The 16313-nt window shown below is 71.1% G+C and carries 12 protein-coding genes; 2 read left to right on the top strand and 10 right to left on the bottom strand.

Annotation, left to right across the window (positions count from 1 at the left end):
* Window positions 1–36: 36 nt before the first annotated feature.
* From dtd to hisS, 4 genes are all read right to left on the bottom strand, one after another.
* Entirely contained in the window at window positions 37–489 is a 453-nt protein-coding gene (gene dtd, locus KVA01_RS03515) for a D-aminoacyl-tRNA deacylase (RefSeq protein WP_068467507.1), read from the bottom strand.
* Window positions 490–549: 60 nt separating this feature from the next.
* Complete coding sequence (locus tag KVA01_RS03510) at window positions 550–1776, bottom strand: MFS transporter (protein WP_141268930.1); 1227 nt, start codon at window positions 1774–1776, stop codon at window positions 550–552.
* Window positions 1777–1814: 38 nt separating this feature from the next.
* A complete protein-coding gene (gene aspS, locus KVA01_RS03505) occupies window positions 1815–3629 on the bottom strand; it encodes an aspartate--tRNA ligase (protein WP_068467505.1) in 1815 nt (604 codons plus the stop codon).
* Between the two features lie 172 nt (window positions 3630–3801).
* Entirely contained in the window at window positions 3802–5160 is a 1359-nt protein-coding gene (hisS, locus tag KVA01_RS03500; protein ID WP_141268928.1) for a histidine--tRNA ligase, read from the bottom strand.
* Window positions 5161–5366: 206 nt separating this feature from the next.
* Between hisS and KVA01_RS03495 the strand changes: the two genes are divergently transcribed.
* A complete protein-coding gene (locus tag KVA01_RS03495) occupies window positions 5367–6977 on the top strand; it encodes a DUF349 domain-containing protein (protein ID WP_233438740.1) in 1611 nt (536 codons plus the stop codon).
* Window positions 6978–7130: 153 nt separating this feature from the next.
* Complete coding sequence (locus KVA01_RS03490) at window positions 7131–7757, top strand: type IV toxin-antitoxin system AbiEi family antitoxin (RefSeq protein ID WP_068467502.1); 627 nt, start codon at window positions 7131–7133, stop codon at window positions 7755–7757.
* Between the two features lie 155 nt (window positions 7758–7912).
* Here the strand turns inward: KVA01_RS03490 and KVA01_RS03485 are convergent, their stop codons facing one another.
* The 6 genes from KVA01_RS03485 to ruvA all read right to left on the bottom strand — a co-directional run bounded on the left by KVA01_RS03485 (window position 7913) and on the right by ruvA (window position 16192).
* Window positions 7913–10564: a RelA/SpoT family protein gene (locus KVA01_RS03485; protein WP_233438739.1), complete on the bottom strand. Its 2652-nt coding sequence runs from the start codon at window positions 10562–10564 to the stop codon at window positions 7913–7915.
* 215 nt (window positions 10565–10779) lie between these two features.
* On the bottom strand, window positions 10780–11814 hold the full coding sequence (gene secF / locus KVA01_RS03480; protein ID WP_068467500.1) for a protein translocase subunit SecF: 1035 nt from the start codon (window positions 11812–11814) through the stop codon (window positions 10780–10782).
* Entirely contained in the window at window positions 11811–13658 is a 1848-nt protein-coding gene (gene secD, locus KVA01_RS03475) for a protein translocase subunit SecD (RefSeq protein ID WP_082810204.1), read from the bottom strand. Before secD ends, secF begins: the two co-directional genes overlap by 4 nt.
* Before the next feature lie 99 nt (window positions 13659–13757).
* Window positions 13758–14279 (bottom strand): preprotein translocase subunit YajC, encoded by a 522-nt coding sequence (locus KVA01_RS03470; RefSeq protein ID WP_231860544.1) that lies wholly within the window; start codon window positions 14277–14279, stop codon window positions 13758–13760.
* Between the two features lie 162 nt (window positions 14280–14441).
* Window positions 14442–15548, bottom strand: a complete 1107-nt coding sequence (ruvB, locus tag KVA01_RS03465; protein ID WP_141268926.1) for a Holliday junction branch migration DNA helicase RuvB — start codon at window positions 15546–15548, stop codon at window positions 14442–14444.
* Between the two features lie 2 nt (window positions 15549–15550).
* Entirely contained in the window at window positions 15551–16192 is a 642-nt protein-coding gene (gene ruvA / locus KVA01_RS03460; protein ID WP_068467494.1) for a Holliday junction branch migration protein RuvA, read from the bottom strand.
* Window positions 16193–16313: the final 121 nt, after the last annotated feature.

Genomic DNA, 16313 nt, shown 5'->3' with positions numbered 1-16313 from the left:
CGCCTCGGACACGCACACGCACCGGCCGCCCGCGGGTCACGGACGGCGCGGCCGCTCCAGCTCGTCGCTGTCCAGCACGAGGGTCATGGGCCCGTCGTTGACCAGCGATACCTCCATGTGCGCGCCGAACTCGCCCGTGGCCACGGTGAGCCCGCGCTCACCCAGTGCGGCGACGAACGCGTCGAACAGCGGCTCGCTCACCGGCCCCGGTGCGGCGGCGGACCACGACGGCCGCCGGCCCTTCCGCACGTCCCCGTAGAGCGTGAACTGGCTGACGGCGAGCACCGGGGCGCCCCGCGACTCGCACGACGTCTCCCCCGGCAGCACCCGCAGCCCCGCGATCTTTGCGGCAAGCTTCTGGGCGGTCTCCACGGTGTCGGAGTGGGTGATCCCCACGAGCAGCGCGAGCCCGGGCCCGTCGATGCTCCCCACGGTCCGGTCCTCGACCGTCACTGCGGCCCCGGTCACCACCTGCAGCACAATTCTCATGCCCACCACTCCACCACACCGCGGTGGTGCCGTCACGCCTGGGCCGCTGGCGTCGTCGACCTACCGCGCGGCGCGGTCCTCCATGTACCGGTGACGACCCGTCATCAGGATCCCGACGCTCAGCACGCCGAGCATGACCCACAGGTACCCGAACGAGGGCCACCACGAGCCGGTGGCCCCGAAGAGAAGACCGAACATCAGCGGACCGAACGAGCCCGCGAAGTACCCGAGACCCTGCCCGAAGCCAGAGAGCGCCCCGGCACCCGCGGTCGTGCGGGTGCGCGCGTTGATCAGGGTGATCGAGAGCGGGAAGGAGGCCTGCGCGAGCGCGAAGACCGTGATCCACACCCACACGAGCGGGAAGTCACCCACCTGGGCGTGGGGCCACAGCAGGACGGCCAGGTAGCCCGTCGCGTAGAGCACCACCGTGCACAGCCCCAGCACCACGGTGTTGCCGAAGCGCCGGACCAGGAACGGGACCGCGAAGCTCACCGGGACAGCGAGGATCGCGTAGTAGGACAGCATCAGCCCGGCGGTGTGCTCCGTGAAGCCCATGTCCTGCAGGAACCGCGGCAGCCACAGGAACATGGCGAACGTGTTGGCGGAGGTGCCCGTGAACATCAGCGCCACACCCCAGCCCACCCGAGAGCGCCACGGCTTGACCGGCGCGGTGGACGCCGGGGCCACGACGGCCACCGGCATCGTGGTGAGGTCCGGGGTCTGCTCCGGTGGCGCCGGCGGGGTGGAACGCCGGGCGCCGAGCCACAGCACGAGCCACGGCAGCAGCGCGGCCACCGAGAACAGGCCCCACGAGCCCACGGACACGCGCCACCCCGCGGCGTCGGCCAGCGGGATCGCGAACAGGGGCGCGGTGGCCGTGGAGAAGCCCAGCAGCATCGAGTAGATGGCGGACAGCGCCGCGATTTGGTGCGGGAAGTACTTCTTGATCACGGGCGGCAGCACCACGTTGCCCATGCCCAGCCCGCACATGGCGATGAACGTGAGGACCACGAACGTGACGTCGTCCGGACTCAGTGCCCGCGCGACCGTCCCCACCGCGGCGAGGCCGCAGGAGGTGACTAGCAGCGCCTCGAGCCCCAGCCGGCGCATGGCCAGCGTGGTGAGGACGCCGGTGAGGGCGAAGCCCAGGGAGGGCATCATCGCGAGGACGCCGGCCTCCCCCGGGATGAGGTGCAGCTCGTCGGTGATGCGCCCCAGAACGGGTGAGACACCCGAGACAGCCAGCCGCAGGGTGAATGCGGTGACCACGACACCGGCCAGGGCCACGAGGCCCTGGCCGGTGCGACCACGATGCTGGACGGGGCTCAGCGTGATGCGTCGTCCCTGCTGGTCGCAGATGCTGCTGCGCCCTGCTCGTTCTTCTTCTCGGGCTTGGCGTCCACGCCCGCCTCCTTGCGCTGCTGCGCCGTGATGGCGGCGGGAGCGGCGGTCAGGGGGTCGTAGCCGTTGCCGGTCTTAGGGAACGCGATGACGTCACGGATGGACTCCGTGCCCGCCAGCAGGGCGACCACGCGGTCCCAGCCGAACGCGATGCCGCCGTGCGGGGGCGCGCCGAACTGGAACGCGTCGAGCAGGAAGCCGAACTTCTCGCGGGCGTCCTCCTCGCTGAGACCCATCACGCGGAACACGCGGTCCTGCACGTCCCGGCGGTGGATGCGGATGGAGCCGCCGCCGATCTCGTTGCCGTTGCACACGATGTCGTACGCGTACGCCAGTGCCGAACCGGGATCGGTGTCGAAGGTGTCCATGAACTCGGGCTTGGGCGAGGTGAACGCGTGGTGCACGGCGGTCCAGGCACCGGAGCCCACGGCGACGTCGCCGGACTCCACGGCGTCCGCGGCGGGTTCGAACAGGGGCGCGTCCACGACCCACACGAAGGCCCAGTCGTCCTCCTTGATGAGCCCCACGCGGTGGCCGATCTCCACGCGCGCGGCGCCCAGCAGCGCCCGCGAGGTCTTGACCGCACCGGCGGCGAAGAAGACGCAGTCACCGGGCTTCGCGCCCACGGCCTCGGCCAGACCGGCCTTCTCCTCGTCCGAGATGTTCTTGGCCACGGGGCCCGCGATCTCGCCGTCCTCCTTGAACAGGACGTACGCGAGGCCCTTGGCGCCGCGCTGCTTGGCCCACTCCTGCCAGGCGTCGAGCTGGCGCCGCGGCTGGGAGGCACCACCGGGCATCACCACGGCACCCACGTAGGGTGCCTGGAACACGCGGAACGGGGTGTCCTTGAAGTAGTTGGTGAGCTCCGTGAGCTTCAGGTCGAAGCGCAGGTCCGGCTTGTCCGAACCGTAGTCCGCCATGGCCTGCGCGTAGGTCATGCGCGGGATCGGTGTGGTGATCTCCACACCGATCAGCGCCCACAGGGCCTTCACGATCTGCTCGCCGAGGGCGATGATGTCGTCCTCCTCCACGAAGGAGGCCTCGACGTCCAGCTGGGTGAACTCCGGCTGGCGGTCCGCGCGGAAGTCCTCGTCCCGGTAGCAGCGGGCGATCTGGAAGTACTTCTCGATCCCGCCCACCTGCAGCAGCTGCTTGAACAGCTGCGGGGACTGCGGCAGCGCGTACCAGGAGCCCGGGGCCAGGCGCGCGGGCACCAGGAAGTCGCGGGCGCCCTCAGGTGTGGAGCGGGTCAGGGTGGGGGTCTCCACCTCGGTGAAGCCCTGGTCGTGCAGCAGGGTGCGGGCCACGCGGTTGACCTCGGAGCGCAGCCGCATGATGCGGGCGGGCTCGGGGCGGCGCAGGTCCAGGTAGCGGTACTTCAGGCGGGCTTCCTCGCCCACCTCCACGTGCTCGTCGATCTGGAACGGCAGGGGCGCGGCGGTGTTGAGCACGGTCAGCTCGTCCACCATGACCTCCACCTCGCCGGAGGGCAGGTTCGGGTTCTCGTTGCCCTCCGGGCGGCGCTCCACGGTGCCGGTGACCTGCAGGACGTACTCGTTGCGCAGCTGGTGGAACTGCTCCTCGTCGCGCACCACGATCTGGGCCACACCGGAGGCGTCGCGCAGGTCCACGAACGCCACGCCACCGTGGTCGCGGCGTCGGCCGACCCACCCCGCCAGCGTGACGGTCTCTCCGATGTTCTCGGCGCTCAGCGCACCGAGTTCATGTGTTCGCAACAAGTGCATTCACCTTTTCGTTGGGTTGTGGTACGGGGACGTTCTCCCCGGCGTTCTCGAGCCCTGGGCGCCGCGCCGTCCGGGGCTCAGGGCAGCCGGACGACGTCGCCCTGCCGGGCCGCGTGTCTCCCGGCGAGTCTACAAGCGCTCGTGGCTCGCTCCGCAGCTCCGCGGCTCAGGCGGGATCCTGATCCTGGGTCAGGACGGTGGCGTGCAGGTCCTCGGCCGGCGGCTGCCACGCCGTCGGGTCCGCGGGAACCTGCTCGCCCGAACGGATGTCCTTGACCTCGTGGCTCACGGAGCCGTCCTCGCCCACCGTGGTGAACCACACGAACGGGATGCCGCGGCGTTCCGCGTGGCGGATCTGCTTGCCGAACTTCTGCGCGGTGGCCGCGACCTCCGTGGCGATGCCGCGTGCCCGCAGCGCGGTGGCCACGTCCTGAGCGGCGGACCACGAGGCGTCGTCGGTCAGGGCCACGAGCACGGCCGAGGGCACGGACCGGGAGGCCCGCGCCATGGACTGGGACAGGATGCGGGTGACCAGGCGCGTCACGCCGATCGACAGGCCCACGCCCGGGAAGTTCTTCTTGCCCGTGCTCGCGAGCGACTCGTAGCGCCCGCCCGAGCACACAGAACCCAGCTGCTCGTGGCCCACGAGGACGGTCTCGTAGACGGTGCCCGTGTAGTAGTCCAGCCCGCGGGCGATCGACAGGTCCGCGACGACCTTCCCCGGCGCGCGCTGCGAGGCCTCCCCCACGACCTCCGCGAGCTCGGCCAGCCCCTCCTCCAGCAGCTCGTTGCTCACCCCGAGCTCGCGCACGCGCTCCACGAAGGACGTGTCCTCGGTGCGGATGGCGGCGAGCGCCAGTGCGGCCCGGGCCTGTTCCCCGGTGGCGCCGACGGCGTCCTGCAGGTTGCGGGCGACGGCGTCCGCCCCGATCTTCTCGAGCTTGTCGATCTCGCGCAGCACGGCCGGGGCGTCGTCGAGGCCGATGCCGCGGTAGAAGCCCTCGGCGAGCTTGCGGTTGTTGACGCGCAGCACGAACGGGGGGATCGGCAGGGCGGAGAGGGCGTCGATCATCACGAGCGCGAGCTCCACGTCGTAGCGGAAGGGCAGGGTGCCGTCCCCGACGACGTCCACGTCCGCCTGGGTGAACTCGCGAGCGCGGCCCTCCTGCGGGCGCTCACCGCGCCAGACCTTCTGGATCTGGTAGCGGCGGAACGGGAAGGTGAGGTAGCCGTTGTTCTCCACCACGTAGCGCGCGAACGGCACGGTGAGGTCGAAGTGCAGGGCCAGCGAGCCCTCCTTGGCGGAGTCGTTCTCGTCCTGCTGCAGCCGGGAGACCCCGTAGACCTCCTTGTCGATCTCCCCCTTGCGCAGCAGCTGCTCCACGGTCTCCACGGCGCGAGTCTCCACGGAGGAGAAGCCGTGCAGCTCGAACGTGCGGCGCAGCGAGTCCAGGACGTGCTGCTCCACGATCCGTTCCTCCGGGAGCCATTCGGGGAAGCCGGACAGGGACGTGGTGCGTGCCATGGATGGAACTCCTCGGTGTGTGGGTGCTGCGGCGCCCGCGCCCCCGCCGTGTTCGCCCTCGGCACGGGTCCCGCGGCGCTCGCGGCGGTGTCTACAGCCATTCTAGGACGCGCCGATCGTTAGGATGGCCGTTGTCCATCAATGGAGCCTCCGCCGGTGACGAGCACCACAGTGCCCGGGAAGGCCGTGCAGAAAGAGTTGTAGCGGTGACAGAACGTCCTGAATCCGACGACCGCCGTCCCGTCCCGGGGCCGTCCGCGTCTTCCACGCCCGAGCCCCCGGTGACGCCCGCGGCGTCGTCGTCCGACGGCCCTGCGTCCGAGGCCCCCGCGGCCGAGAACGCGACCTCCGACGCCGCGGCGCACGAGGCGCCGTCGTCCGGGACCCCGGCCGCCGACGCCGCCGCTCCGGCCCCCGCGCCCAAGGCACCGGCCGCGCCCAAGCCGCCGCGGCCCGGTGCGCGCCCGGACGGGGCCGCTCCCAAGGCGCCCGCCGGTCCCAAGGGGCCCAAGGCGCCCCAGGCCTCCGCCGAGGTGCCGCACACCGCGCTGGCCCCGGCGGAGTCCGTGGCGCGCGCCAAGAAGTTCGGCCGCGTGGCCGAGGACGGCACCGTGTACGTCACGGTCCAGGGCACCGAGTACGAGTGCGGCCAGTTCCCGGACGCCACGCCGGACGAGGCGCTCGCCTACTTCGCGCGCAAGTTCGACGACGCCGAGGCCCAGGTCGCGCTGCTCGAGCAGCGCATCGCCGCCAAGGCCCCCGCCGGTGACATGCGCAAGACGGTGGCCCACGTGCGCGAGCAGGTGGACGCCCACGGCATGGTGGGTGACCTCACGGAGCTCTCCACCCGCCTCGACACCCTCGAGGACGCCATCCGCGTGGCGCTGGAGCGCGAGCGCGAGGAGGCCAGGAAGCACAAGGCCGAGCAGCTCGCGCGGCGGACGGAGATCGTGGAGGCCGCGGAGGGTGTCGCGGGCCAGGATCCCGAGAAGACCCAGTGGAAGCAGTCCTCCACGCGCATGGCGGAGCTGTTCACGCAGTGGCAGGAGCACCAGCGCTCGGGCGGCCGGCTCTCGAAGTCGGACGAGGACGCCCTGTGGAAGCGCTTCCGCAAGGCCCGCACCACGTTCGACCGGCACCGCAAGGCGTTCTTCTCCTCCCTGGACGAGACGAACGCGAAGGCCAAGCGGGTCAAGCAGGGACTGATTGCGGAGGCCGAGGCGCTGTCCTCCTCCACGGACTGGGGCGAGACCGCGGGCAAGTACCGCGATCTCATGGACCGGTGGAAGGCGGCCCCGCGTGCGTCACGCAAGGACGACGACGCCCTGTGGGCCCGGTTCCGCGCCGCGCAGGACGTCTTCTTCGACGCGCGCAAGGCCGCGAACGAGCAGATCGACAAGGAGTTCGAGGGCAACCTTGCGGTCAAGGAGGAGCTGCTCGCCGAAGCGAAGCGGATCCTGCCCGTCAAGGATCTCGAGTCCGCCAAGAAGAAGCTCGCCTCGATCCAGCAGCGCTGGGAGGAGGCCGGCAAGGTACCGCGGGCCCACATGCGCCGTGTGGAGAACGAGCTGCGCTCCGTCGAGGACTCCATCAAGAAGGCCGAGGACGACAAGTGGCGTCGCACGGACCCCGAGACCAAGGCCCGGTCGAACTCGATGCTCTCGCAGCTGGAGAGCAAGATCGCCGACCAGCGCGCGGCGGTCGAGGCCGCCCGCGCGTCCGGCAACGAGAAGAAGGCCGCCTCCCTGGAGAAGGACCTCGCCACGAGCGAGCAGTGGCTGGTCACGCTGCAGGCCTCCGCCTCCGAGCTGGGCTGACACCCCGCCCTTCCCGGTAGACAGCGCCCCCGCCCCATTTTCCTGGGGCGGGGGCGCTGTCGTGTGCGATCCTGGCGGGACGCAGGCCTGTCGGTTCTCCACAGGTGGGCTCCGGGCCTGCCGCGGCGACGGCCCGTGGGATGGGATGGGTCCATGACCTCCCTCGCCCCCGCGCCGCGTCCGGCACCGTCCACGTACGACGGCGCGTTCTCCGTCTTCCTGCCCGGCCACCCGTTCAGCCGCGCCGAGCTGCACGCCATGACCGTGGACGGTGTGCTGCGCCGCGAGCTGCTGGACGCCCACGTGCACGCCTCCCGCCCCTCCACGGACGAGCTGCGGGCCGCCGTGCTGGGCCGGGTGATCCCCGGGAACCTGCAGCGTCGCGGGGTGCTCGGGCGGCTCGGAGCGGCGTGGTTCTACCGCTGCGCCCCGGAGCCGTCACCGCTGCCGGTGCTCGTGGACAAGACCGCGCGCACCACGGCGTCCGTGCCGCCGGGGATCGTGCTGCACCAGACGAGGTTCTCGCCCGACGACGTGCTCACGCGGCAGGGCATCATGCTCACCTCGCCCCGGCGCACCGCGCTGGACCTCGCGCTGCACGTCCCCGGTCCCGCCGGCGACGCCGCTCTGCTCGCGCTGCTCGGTTCGCGCCGGTTGCGCTGCTCGCCGGAGCAGCTGCGGCACGCCCTGGAGACACTGCCGAAAACCCCCGGCCGCCGGGCCGCCCTCACGCGGGTGCGCAAGTTGACGCGTGCGCTGAGCACGGGGGCCGAGGGCTAGAGGTACTGACCGGGCACGTTGATCAATCTGGCTGCAAAGGGCGTCGCACGGAATACGCGGCACGGCGGCGGCGAGGCGCCGTCGGCGATCTCCGGTGCGGCTCGGACGCAGCTCGGAGGCCGTGGCGCCAGGAGGCCACGGGTTGGTGCCCGGAGCTAGGACGCCACCGGCTGGTGCCCGGACACGCGGTAGACGTCGTAGACGCCGTCGATCCGCCGCACCTGGTTGAGCACGTGGTCCAGGTAGCGGGTGTCGCCCATCTCGAACGAGAAGCGGGAGATCGCCAGCCGCGCACGCGAGGTGTGCACCTGGGCCGAGAGGATGTTCACGTGGTTCTCGGAGAGCACGCGCGTCACGTCGTAGAGCAGCGACTTGCGGTCCAGAGCCTCCACCTGGATCTCCACGAGGAACAGCGAGGACTGCGTGGGGGCCCAGGAGACCTTCTTGACCCGGGCGTCGTCCTCCGGCAGCGCCTTCATGTTGGCGCAGTCGCTGCGGTGCACCGAGATCCCGGAGCCACGCGTCACGAAGCCCACGATCTCGTCCGGCGGCACCGGGGTGCAGCAGCGGGCGATCTTGACGTACACGTCCGAGGCACCCTGCACGAGTACGCCTGCATCGGCCACGCCGGAGCTCACCGGCTTGGTGACGCGGGTGACCTCCGCGAGGTCCTCCTCCGTGCCGTCCGCACCGCCCAGGTGCTCGAGCAGCTTATCGACCACCTGCTGGGCACTGACGGCGTCCGAGCCGAGGGCCTCGTAGAGTGCGGCGACATCCCCGCGGTTGAAGTCCTGGGCCACGGCGAGCAGCGACTCGCTCGTGACCGTGCGCTGCAGGGGCAGGTGGTGCTTGCGCAGGGCCTTGGTGAGCAGGTCCTTGCCGCGCTCGATCGCCTCCTCGCGGCGCTCCTTGGAGAACCACTGCCGGATCTTGGTGCGGGCGCGCGGCGAGCCCACGAACTTGAGCCAGTCCTGGGACGGTGCGGCCTGTTCCGACTTGGAGGTGAGGATCTCCACGCGGTCACCGTGCTGCAGCTGCGAGGACAGCGGCGCGAGCTTGCCGTTGACGCGGGCACCGATGGTGCGGTTGCCCACCTCCGTGTGCACCGCGTACGCGAAGTCCACCGGGGTGGAGCCCGTGGGCAGCGCCATGACCTCGCCCTTGGGTGTGAAGACGTAGACCTCGGCCGTGTTGATCTGGTAGCGCAGCGAGTCCAGGAAGTCCGAGGAGTCCTTGGCCTCCTCCTGCCACGAGACCAGCGAGCTGAGCCAGTTCAGCTCGCCCTCCTTGGCCTTGGGCGTGGCGGAGTTCGCCTGGTTGACCTTGTCCTTGTACTTCCAGTGCGCGGCCACGCCGTACTCCGCGCGGCGGTGCATCTCATGGGTGCGGATCTGGATCTCCACGGGCCGCCCGTTCGGACCGATCACCGTGGTGTGCAGCGACTGGTACATGTTGAACTTGGGCATGGCGATGTAGTCCTTGAACCGCCCCGGCAGCGGCCGCCACTTCGCGTGCAGCACGCCGAGCGCCGCGTAGCACTCGCGCACGGAACTCACGAGAACGCGCGCGGCCTGCAGGTCGTGGATCTCGTCGAAATCCTTACCCCGCACAATCATCTTCTGGTAGATCGAGTAGTAGTGCTTGGGGCGGCCGGTGATGGTCGCCTCGATCCCCGAGGCCTCCAGCGCCTCGCCGATCTCCCCGCGGATCTGTGCCAGGTGGCGTTCCCGCTCCGGCGTCCGCTCCCCCACCATGCGCACGATCTCGTCGTAGACCTTGGGGTAGAGCGCCGCGAACGAGAGGTCCTCGAGCTCCCACTTGATGGTGTTCATGCCCAGGCGGTGGGCCAGGGGTGCGAAGATCTCCAGGGTCTCGCGGGCCTTGCGCCCCGAGGACTCGGAGGAGACGAAGCGCCACGTGCGCGCGTTGTGCAGCCGGTCCGCGAGCTTGATGACGAGCACGCGGATGTCCTTGGCCATGGCCACGATCATCTTGCGCACGGTCTCGGCCTGGGCGTTCTCCCCGTACTGGATCTTGTCCAGCTTGGTCACGCCGTCCACCAGCGCGGCGACCTCCTCGCCGAACTCCTCACGCAGCTCGTCGAGCGTGTAGGGGGTGTCCTCCACGGTGTCGTGCAGCAGCCCGGCGACGAGGGTGGCCCCGGTCATGCCGAGCTCGGCGAGGATCGTGGTCACCGCCACGGGATGGGTGATGTAGGGGTCCCCGGACTTGCGCTTCTGGCCCTCATGGTGCGCGTCCGCCACGGCGAAGGCGCGCTCCAGGACCGTGAGGTCCTCCTCCGGGTGCGTGTTCTGCACGGTGCGCAGCAGGGGCACGAGCACGGGCGAGCCGGGCAAGGACTCCCCGCTGAGCACCGAGAGCGTGGAGCGGGTCCTCTCGCTGCGGCCGGGGAACACCGCGCGCCCGAAGACGGGGCGGGAGGCCGGGAGCACGAAGTGGGTGCCGCTGAAGTCGCCCCGAGCCACGGCCGTGCGGGGAGCAGCGGTGGCAGCCCCGGCCGACGCCGCGGAACCGGGCGGCGTCGTCGTGAAAGTGGCCTGCGCCGTGGTCGAGGAGGTGGCGGACGCCGTCGGCGACGCAGAGCCGTGCAGCTGGGACGGGGTGGTCGCCGCGGAGGTCGAGTCCTGTGCCTGCGGCAGGGGCGGCGCCACCGTCCCGGTGGCGGTCTCAGCGCCGGTGACCGTCTCGGCGGTGAGGGTCTCCCGCGCGGGATGGTCCCCGGCGGAGGTGGACTGGACGGATGCGGTCGGGCGCCTGGCCCCCGTGTCGTCGGACCTGGTGGACATGATCCGTGGCCTCCTCACCGTGCCGCGCTCCTCGGCCGGTCGGATCCCGGCCGGAGCGGCTGATGGTCCAGTGTAATGCCGCGGCCCCCGTGCTCTGTGCACAGGGGCCGCGGGATGCGCAGGCCGGAAACTGGCCGGTCAGGAGCGGGCGGGGTCCTTCGCGGACCACCACCGGTTCCCCTTCCGGTCGGCCAGGTTCCCAGGCCGGGACGGGCTCAGGCCGTCACGGGATCCCGGCTCACCGGGGGCGCGTCCGCGGTCCGGGCCTCGAGCACCTTCCGGCTCTGCTCGCGCACGGCCGGTTCACGGTCCCGCAGCCACGAGTAGAGCGGGGCGGCCACGAACAGCGTCGCGAGCGTGCCCACGATGATGCCCACGAACAGCGAGAGCGAGAGGTCCTTGAGGGTTCCCGCGCCCAGCAGGTACGCGCCGATGAACAGGATGGAGCCCACGGGCAGGATGCCCACGATCGAGGTGTTGATCGAGCGCACGAGCGTCTGGTTGACCGCGAGGTTGACCTGCTCCCCGTACGTGCGACCGGCGCGCTCGGCCGGGGCCGTGCCGTCCAGGAGCCCCGCGGTGTTCTCCCGCACCTTGTCGAATACCACCACCGAGTCGTAGAGCGAGTACGAGAGCACGGTCAGGAAGCCGATCACGGCGGACGGGGTGATCTCGAAGCCCACGAGCGAGTACACACCGCCGGTGACGACCACGGTCACGAGCATCGCCGCGATCGAGGAGACGGACATCTTCCACGTGCGGAAGTACAGGGCCATCAGTGCGAGGGCCAGCACCACGAAGACCACGAGCCCCCACAGCGCCTGCTGGGTGACGCCCTGGCCCCAGGTGGGTCCCACGAAGTTGGAGGTCACCTGGTCCCCGCCCACGCCGTAGGACTGCTGCAGCTTGGACTTCACGCTCAGGGTCTGGTCGTCGTCGAGCTGCTGGGTCTGCACCCGCACCGTGCCGGGGGCGATGTTCGTGACGGTCGCCTCGTCGGCACCGGGCGTGCCCTCCACGGCGCGCTTGCCCAGGTTCACGTCTGTGTTCTCCACGCCCGAGACGGTGAACTCGGAGCCGCCCGTGAAGTCGATGCCCAGGTTGAAGCCGCCCTTGACCACCGGCACGAGCACGGAGATCACCACGAGCGCCAGGGTCACCAGCAGCCACAGCTTCCGCTTCTGGACGAAGGGGTAGGACCGGCGCCCGCTGTGCAGGTCGTTGCCGAATTGCGCGAGACGGTTGCTCATCGCTGGGCCTCCTGGGTGTCGGTTCCGGTGGTGGCCGACGACGCCGCGTCGTCACCGTCCGCTGCCTGCCGCGCCGCGCGGCGTCGTCGTCGTTCGGCGATCGTGAGACCGTCGTCGTCCGCGGGGTCGCGCAGCCGCCCGGCGCCGCGGTAGAGCGGAACGGCGTCCAGGGCCTCCGGGTCCAGCCCCGAGTTCTTGGCGCCCGAGCCGAAGTAGCGGGTACGGGCCAGCAGCACCATCACCGGGTGCGTGAACAGGAACACGACCATCAGGTCGGCAATGGCGGTGAGGCCGAGCGTGAACGCGAAGCCGCGCACGTTGCCCACGGCCACGAAGTACAGCACCACCGCCGCCAGCAGGTTCACCGCCTTGGACGCCAGCACGGTCTGCCGTGCCCGCTGCCAGCCGTGGTCCACGGCCGCCGGGATCGTGCGCCCGGCACGGATCTCGTCACGGATGCGCTCGAAGTAGACGATGAACGAGTCCGCCGTCTGCCCGATCGCCACCACGAGCCCCGCCACGCCCGCGAGCGAGAGACGGTAGTTCGCGCTCCACCCGAGCAGGGTGATCGCGAGGTAGGTGAGCACACCCGCGACCACCAGCGAGGCGATGGTCACGAGCCCCAGCCAGCGGTACTGGAACAGCGAGTAGATGCACACGAGCGCCAGACCGATCAGGCCGGCCACGATGCCCATGCGCAGCTGGTCGCTGCCGAGAGTCGCGGAGACCTGCTGCTCCGAGTCGATCGAGAAGGACACCGGCAGCGCGCCGTACTTCAGCTGCTGGGACAGGAACTTCGCCTGGTCCTCCGTGAAGCTGCCGGTGATCTGCGCCTTGCCGTCCGAGATCACGGAGTTCATGCTCGGGGCGGAGATGACCGCGCCGTCCAGCACGATGGCGAACTGCGACCGGGGGTCGTTCTTGTTCTGCTGGCCCAGGCCGTACAGCCGTTCGGAGAGGTCCTTGAACGTCTTGGTGCCCTGGTCGTCGAACTGCAGGTTCACGGCGAAGCCACCCGTGGCACGGCCCTGGGAGTTCGTGGCCTGCGCGTAGGAGGCGTCCGAGATCTCGGTGCCGGGGATCTCCACCGGGCCGAGGATGAACTTGGTGTTGCTGGAGGGGTCGCACGCGACCACGGCCTTGTCCTGGGCCTGCGCGGCACGTTCCTCCTGGGACTGGCCGCTGCCGCAGTCCAGGGCCTCGAACTTCCCGTAGAGGTCCCGGGTCACCCAGTTGGGGTCGGAGGAGTTCTCCGGCTTGGCGCTGGGCTCCGGGATGGACTTGGGATCGGTGCGCTTGTCCTTGGGCGTGGCCGCACCGGGACCGGACACGATCACCGGGCGGAACGCCATCTGCGCCGAGGTCTGGATCAGGTCACGCGTCTCGCTCGACGGCGTGCCGGGCATGGAAACCACGATGTTGCGCCCGGACTGCGTGGTGATCTCCGCCTCGGAGACACCCGCGCCGTCCACGCGCTGCCGGATGATCTCGACCGCCTGGTCGAGCTGCTCCTGGGAGATCTCCTGCCCGGCGTCGTCGCCCTGCAGCGTGGGAGAGAGCACCATCTGCGTGCCGCCCTCGAGGTCCAGGGCGAGCTTGGGGCCCGCGCCGCTGCGGTCGGTGGAGACCCCGTAGACCAGCACGCCGGCCAGGATCGCGATCACCGCCACGAGCGCGAGCAGGGCCTTGCGCGCCGACGACGCCGCCACGGCAGCCCCCGAGCGCGGGCGCGACGGACCGCGCCCCTTCCGGGTGCCCGTGGCCCCGGTGGTCTCCTCCGACGCCTTGCGCCGCCCCAGCCGGGAACCCTTGGGGGTCCCGGGCGTCTTCTTCTGTGCTGCCATAGTCGTCCTTCAACGAGCCCGTCACCGGCGCCGCAGCGACCGGTCGACGCACGAGCGACGGGCCGAGGTTCTCGGCCCGTCGCTCAGCGGGGGGATGGTTCAGTTGGTGGTGGTGCCGCGGTCCTCGCCGCCGCGGGCGTCGCGCCAGGTGCGGTGGTCCTGCTCCGCAGCAGCTCCGTCGACCCCGGTGCCGGCGGTTCCCTCCGCGGCCGCGGTCGCGCCGCCCACGGGGTTCTCGCCGGAGGCGCCCGCGGGGGTCGTCCCGGCGGTGGCCGCGCGGTCCTCGACGACGCCGTCCGTGGTCTCGACCGCGGGGGTCTCGTCCACGACGGTGGTCACGGTCTGGGAGTGCACGGTGACGAGCTGGCCCGGGGAGATCTCCAGGACGGCCTTGTTCTGCTCACGGTCCATGTCCCGCAGCGTGCCGTAGAGACCGAAGCTGGTCATGACGCGCGTGCCGGGCTCCATGGTCGCCTGCTTGGCCTTCATCTGGGCCTGCGCCTTCTTCTGACGGCGCATGGGCAGCCACAGCAGGAGCACCATGACGACGAGCATCACGGGCAGGAACCACGCGGTCCCTCCGCCGGCTGCTGCTTCTTGGGTTTCTGCGAGGAGGGTCACGAAGGATCCGTTCTGTCGTCGTGCGGTGGGTCGTGCAACGGAGGCGTCACCGGCCCGTGGGCCGGGGCGCTGCGCGCTCGAGATCGTTCCCCAGTTTAGGGGATGGAACTGGTGTCCCGCTGGACGGCCGGGCCGCAGCGTCCGGGCCCGCGGGCCCCGTGACTAGGCCTCCGCCCCGGGCTCCGGCTCCTCCCCCGGTTCCCGCGCGAGGGCCGTGCGCAGGGCGGGGTCCTTGAACGCGGCGTGGTCCGGGACCGGCAGCCCCAGGTGCTCCCAGGCCGCCGCCATGGCGATCCGGCCGCGCGGGGTGCGCCCCAGCATGCCCTCGCGCACGAGGAAGGGCTCGGCCACCGTCTCCACGGTTTCGGTCTCCTCCCCCACGGCGATCGCCAGGGTGGACAGCCCCACCGGGCCGCCGTTGAACTTGCCCACGAGCGCGGAGAGCACGTTGCGGTCCAGCCGGTCCAGTCCGCGCACGTCCACCTCGTACATGTCCAGGGCCGCGCCGGCCGCGCGGGCGTCGATGCGTTCCACACCGTGCACCAGCGCCCAGTCTCGCACGCGGCGCAGCAGCCGGTTGGCGATGCGCGGGGTGCCCCGGGAGCGCGAGGCCACCTCGGTGAAGGCCTCCGACGTCATCGTCAGATCCAGCAGCGCGGCGGAGCGGCGCAGCACGCGCTCGAGCTCTTCCACCGCGTAGTACTCCAGGTGACCCGTGAACCCGAAGCGGTCGCGCAGCGGGCCGGGCAGCAGACCCGCGCGGGTGGTCGCGCCCACCAGGGTGAAGGGCGGCAGGTCCAGCGGGATGGAGGTGGCACCGGCTCCCTTGCCCACGACGATGTCCACCCGGAAGTCCTCCATGGCCATGTAGAGCATCTCCTCCGCGGGCCGGGACATGCGGTGGATCTCGTCCAGGAACAGCACCTCCCCGTGGGTCAGGGAGGAGAGGATCGCCGCGAGGTCACCGGCGTGCTGGATGGCGGGGCCGGAGGAGATCCGCAGGGGGACGTCCAGCTCCTGCGCGATGATCATGGCGAGCGTGGTCTTGCCGAGACCGGGGGGCCCGGAGAGCAGCACGTGGTCCGCGGTGCGTCCGCGCAGCTTGGAGGCCTCCAGCACCAGGGAGAGCTGGGCGCGCACGCGCTGCTGGCCCACGAAGTCGTCGAGCGTGCCCGGGCGCAGGGACGCCTCGAGCTGCTGGTCGTCGTAGTCGCCCTCGGCGCCCACGAGGCGCTGCTGACCCACGGATCCGCGGTCCTCGACGGCCATGCTCAGCGCCCCCCGGTGCGTGCGTGGGAGGTGCCCTTGGACGTGCCGAGCCACGAGAGCACGGCACGCAGGATCTCGGCCACGTTGCCGGAGTCGGCGAGCTCGGGCTGGGTCTGCAGGGCGTCGTCGATGCCCCGGGTGGCGTCCTTCTCGCTCCAGCCCAGGCCGGTCAGGGCGTCCACGACCTGCTCGCGCCAGACCTCCATCTGCGGCTGCACGCCCTGCGCGGGCGGGGGCTCCGGCAGCACGAGCTTGTCCGCGAGTTCGAGCACGATGCGCCGCGCGGACTTGGGACCGATCCCCGGGACGGCGGTGAAGGCTTTGTCGTCCCCTGCCGCAATCGCGCGGCGGGCGTCGTCCGGACCGAGCACCGAGACGGCGGCCAGCGCGGTGCGGGGCCCCACCCCGGAGACGCCGAGCATCACCGTGAAGACCTCCTTCTCGTCCGCGCGGGAGAAGCCGAAGAGCAGGGGGGACTCGTCCTTGCGGGCGATGTAGGCGGTGTGCAGGCGTGCGGTGGAGCCCACCCGTAGTCCGGCGAGGGTGTGCGGGCTCGCGTGGATCTCCACGCCGAAGCCCGAGACCTCCAGGACCGCGAGCGTGGCCCCCACGAACTGCACCTCACCGGTGACCGAGGCAATCACGGTCCACTCTCCTCTCCGGCCGGGGGCCGGTCACGTCCGGAGCGGGCCTGCGCCCCGGCCCACCGCGACCCCTGGACCGGGCGCCGGTGGGAGACTGGCGCTCAGGGGCACACGGGCCACG

This window comes from Kocuria varians (genome assembly GCF_006539885.1).
GTDB lineage: Bacteria > Actinomycetota > Actinomycetes > Actinomycetales > Micrococcaceae > Kocuria > Kocuria varians.
Note: the sequence above shows the minus strand (reverse complement) of the source record. Positions and strands in the feature narration are given on the sequence as shown.

Coding starts and splice junctions, on each gene's coding strand:
- KVA01_RS03485 (WP_233438739.1), bottom strand. CDS start 10,564: ATGTCCACCAGGTCCGACGACACGGGGGCCAGGCGCCCGACCGCATCC.
- secD (WP_082810204.1), bottom strand. CDS start 13,658: ATGGCAGCACAGAAGAAGACGCCCGGGACCCCCAAGGGTTCCCGGCTG.
- KVA01_RS03490 (WP_068467502.1), top strand. CDS start 7,131: ATGACCTCCCTCGCCCCCGCGCCGCGTCCGGCACCGTCCACGTACGAC.
- hisS (WP_141268928.1), bottom strand. CDS start 5,160: ATGGCACGCACCACGTCCCTGTCCGGCTTCCCCGAATGGCTCCCGGAG.
- secF (WP_068467500.1), bottom strand. CDS start 11,814: ATGAGCAACCGTCTCGCGCAATTCGGCAACGACCTGCACAGCGGGCGC.
- ruvB (WP_141268926.1), bottom strand. CDS start 15,548: ATGGCCGTCGAGGACCGCGGATCCGTGGGTCAGCAGCGCCTCGTGGGC.
- dtd (WP_068467507.1), bottom strand. CDS start 489: ATGAGAATTGTGCTGCAGGTGGTGACCGGGGCCGCAGTGACGGTCGAG.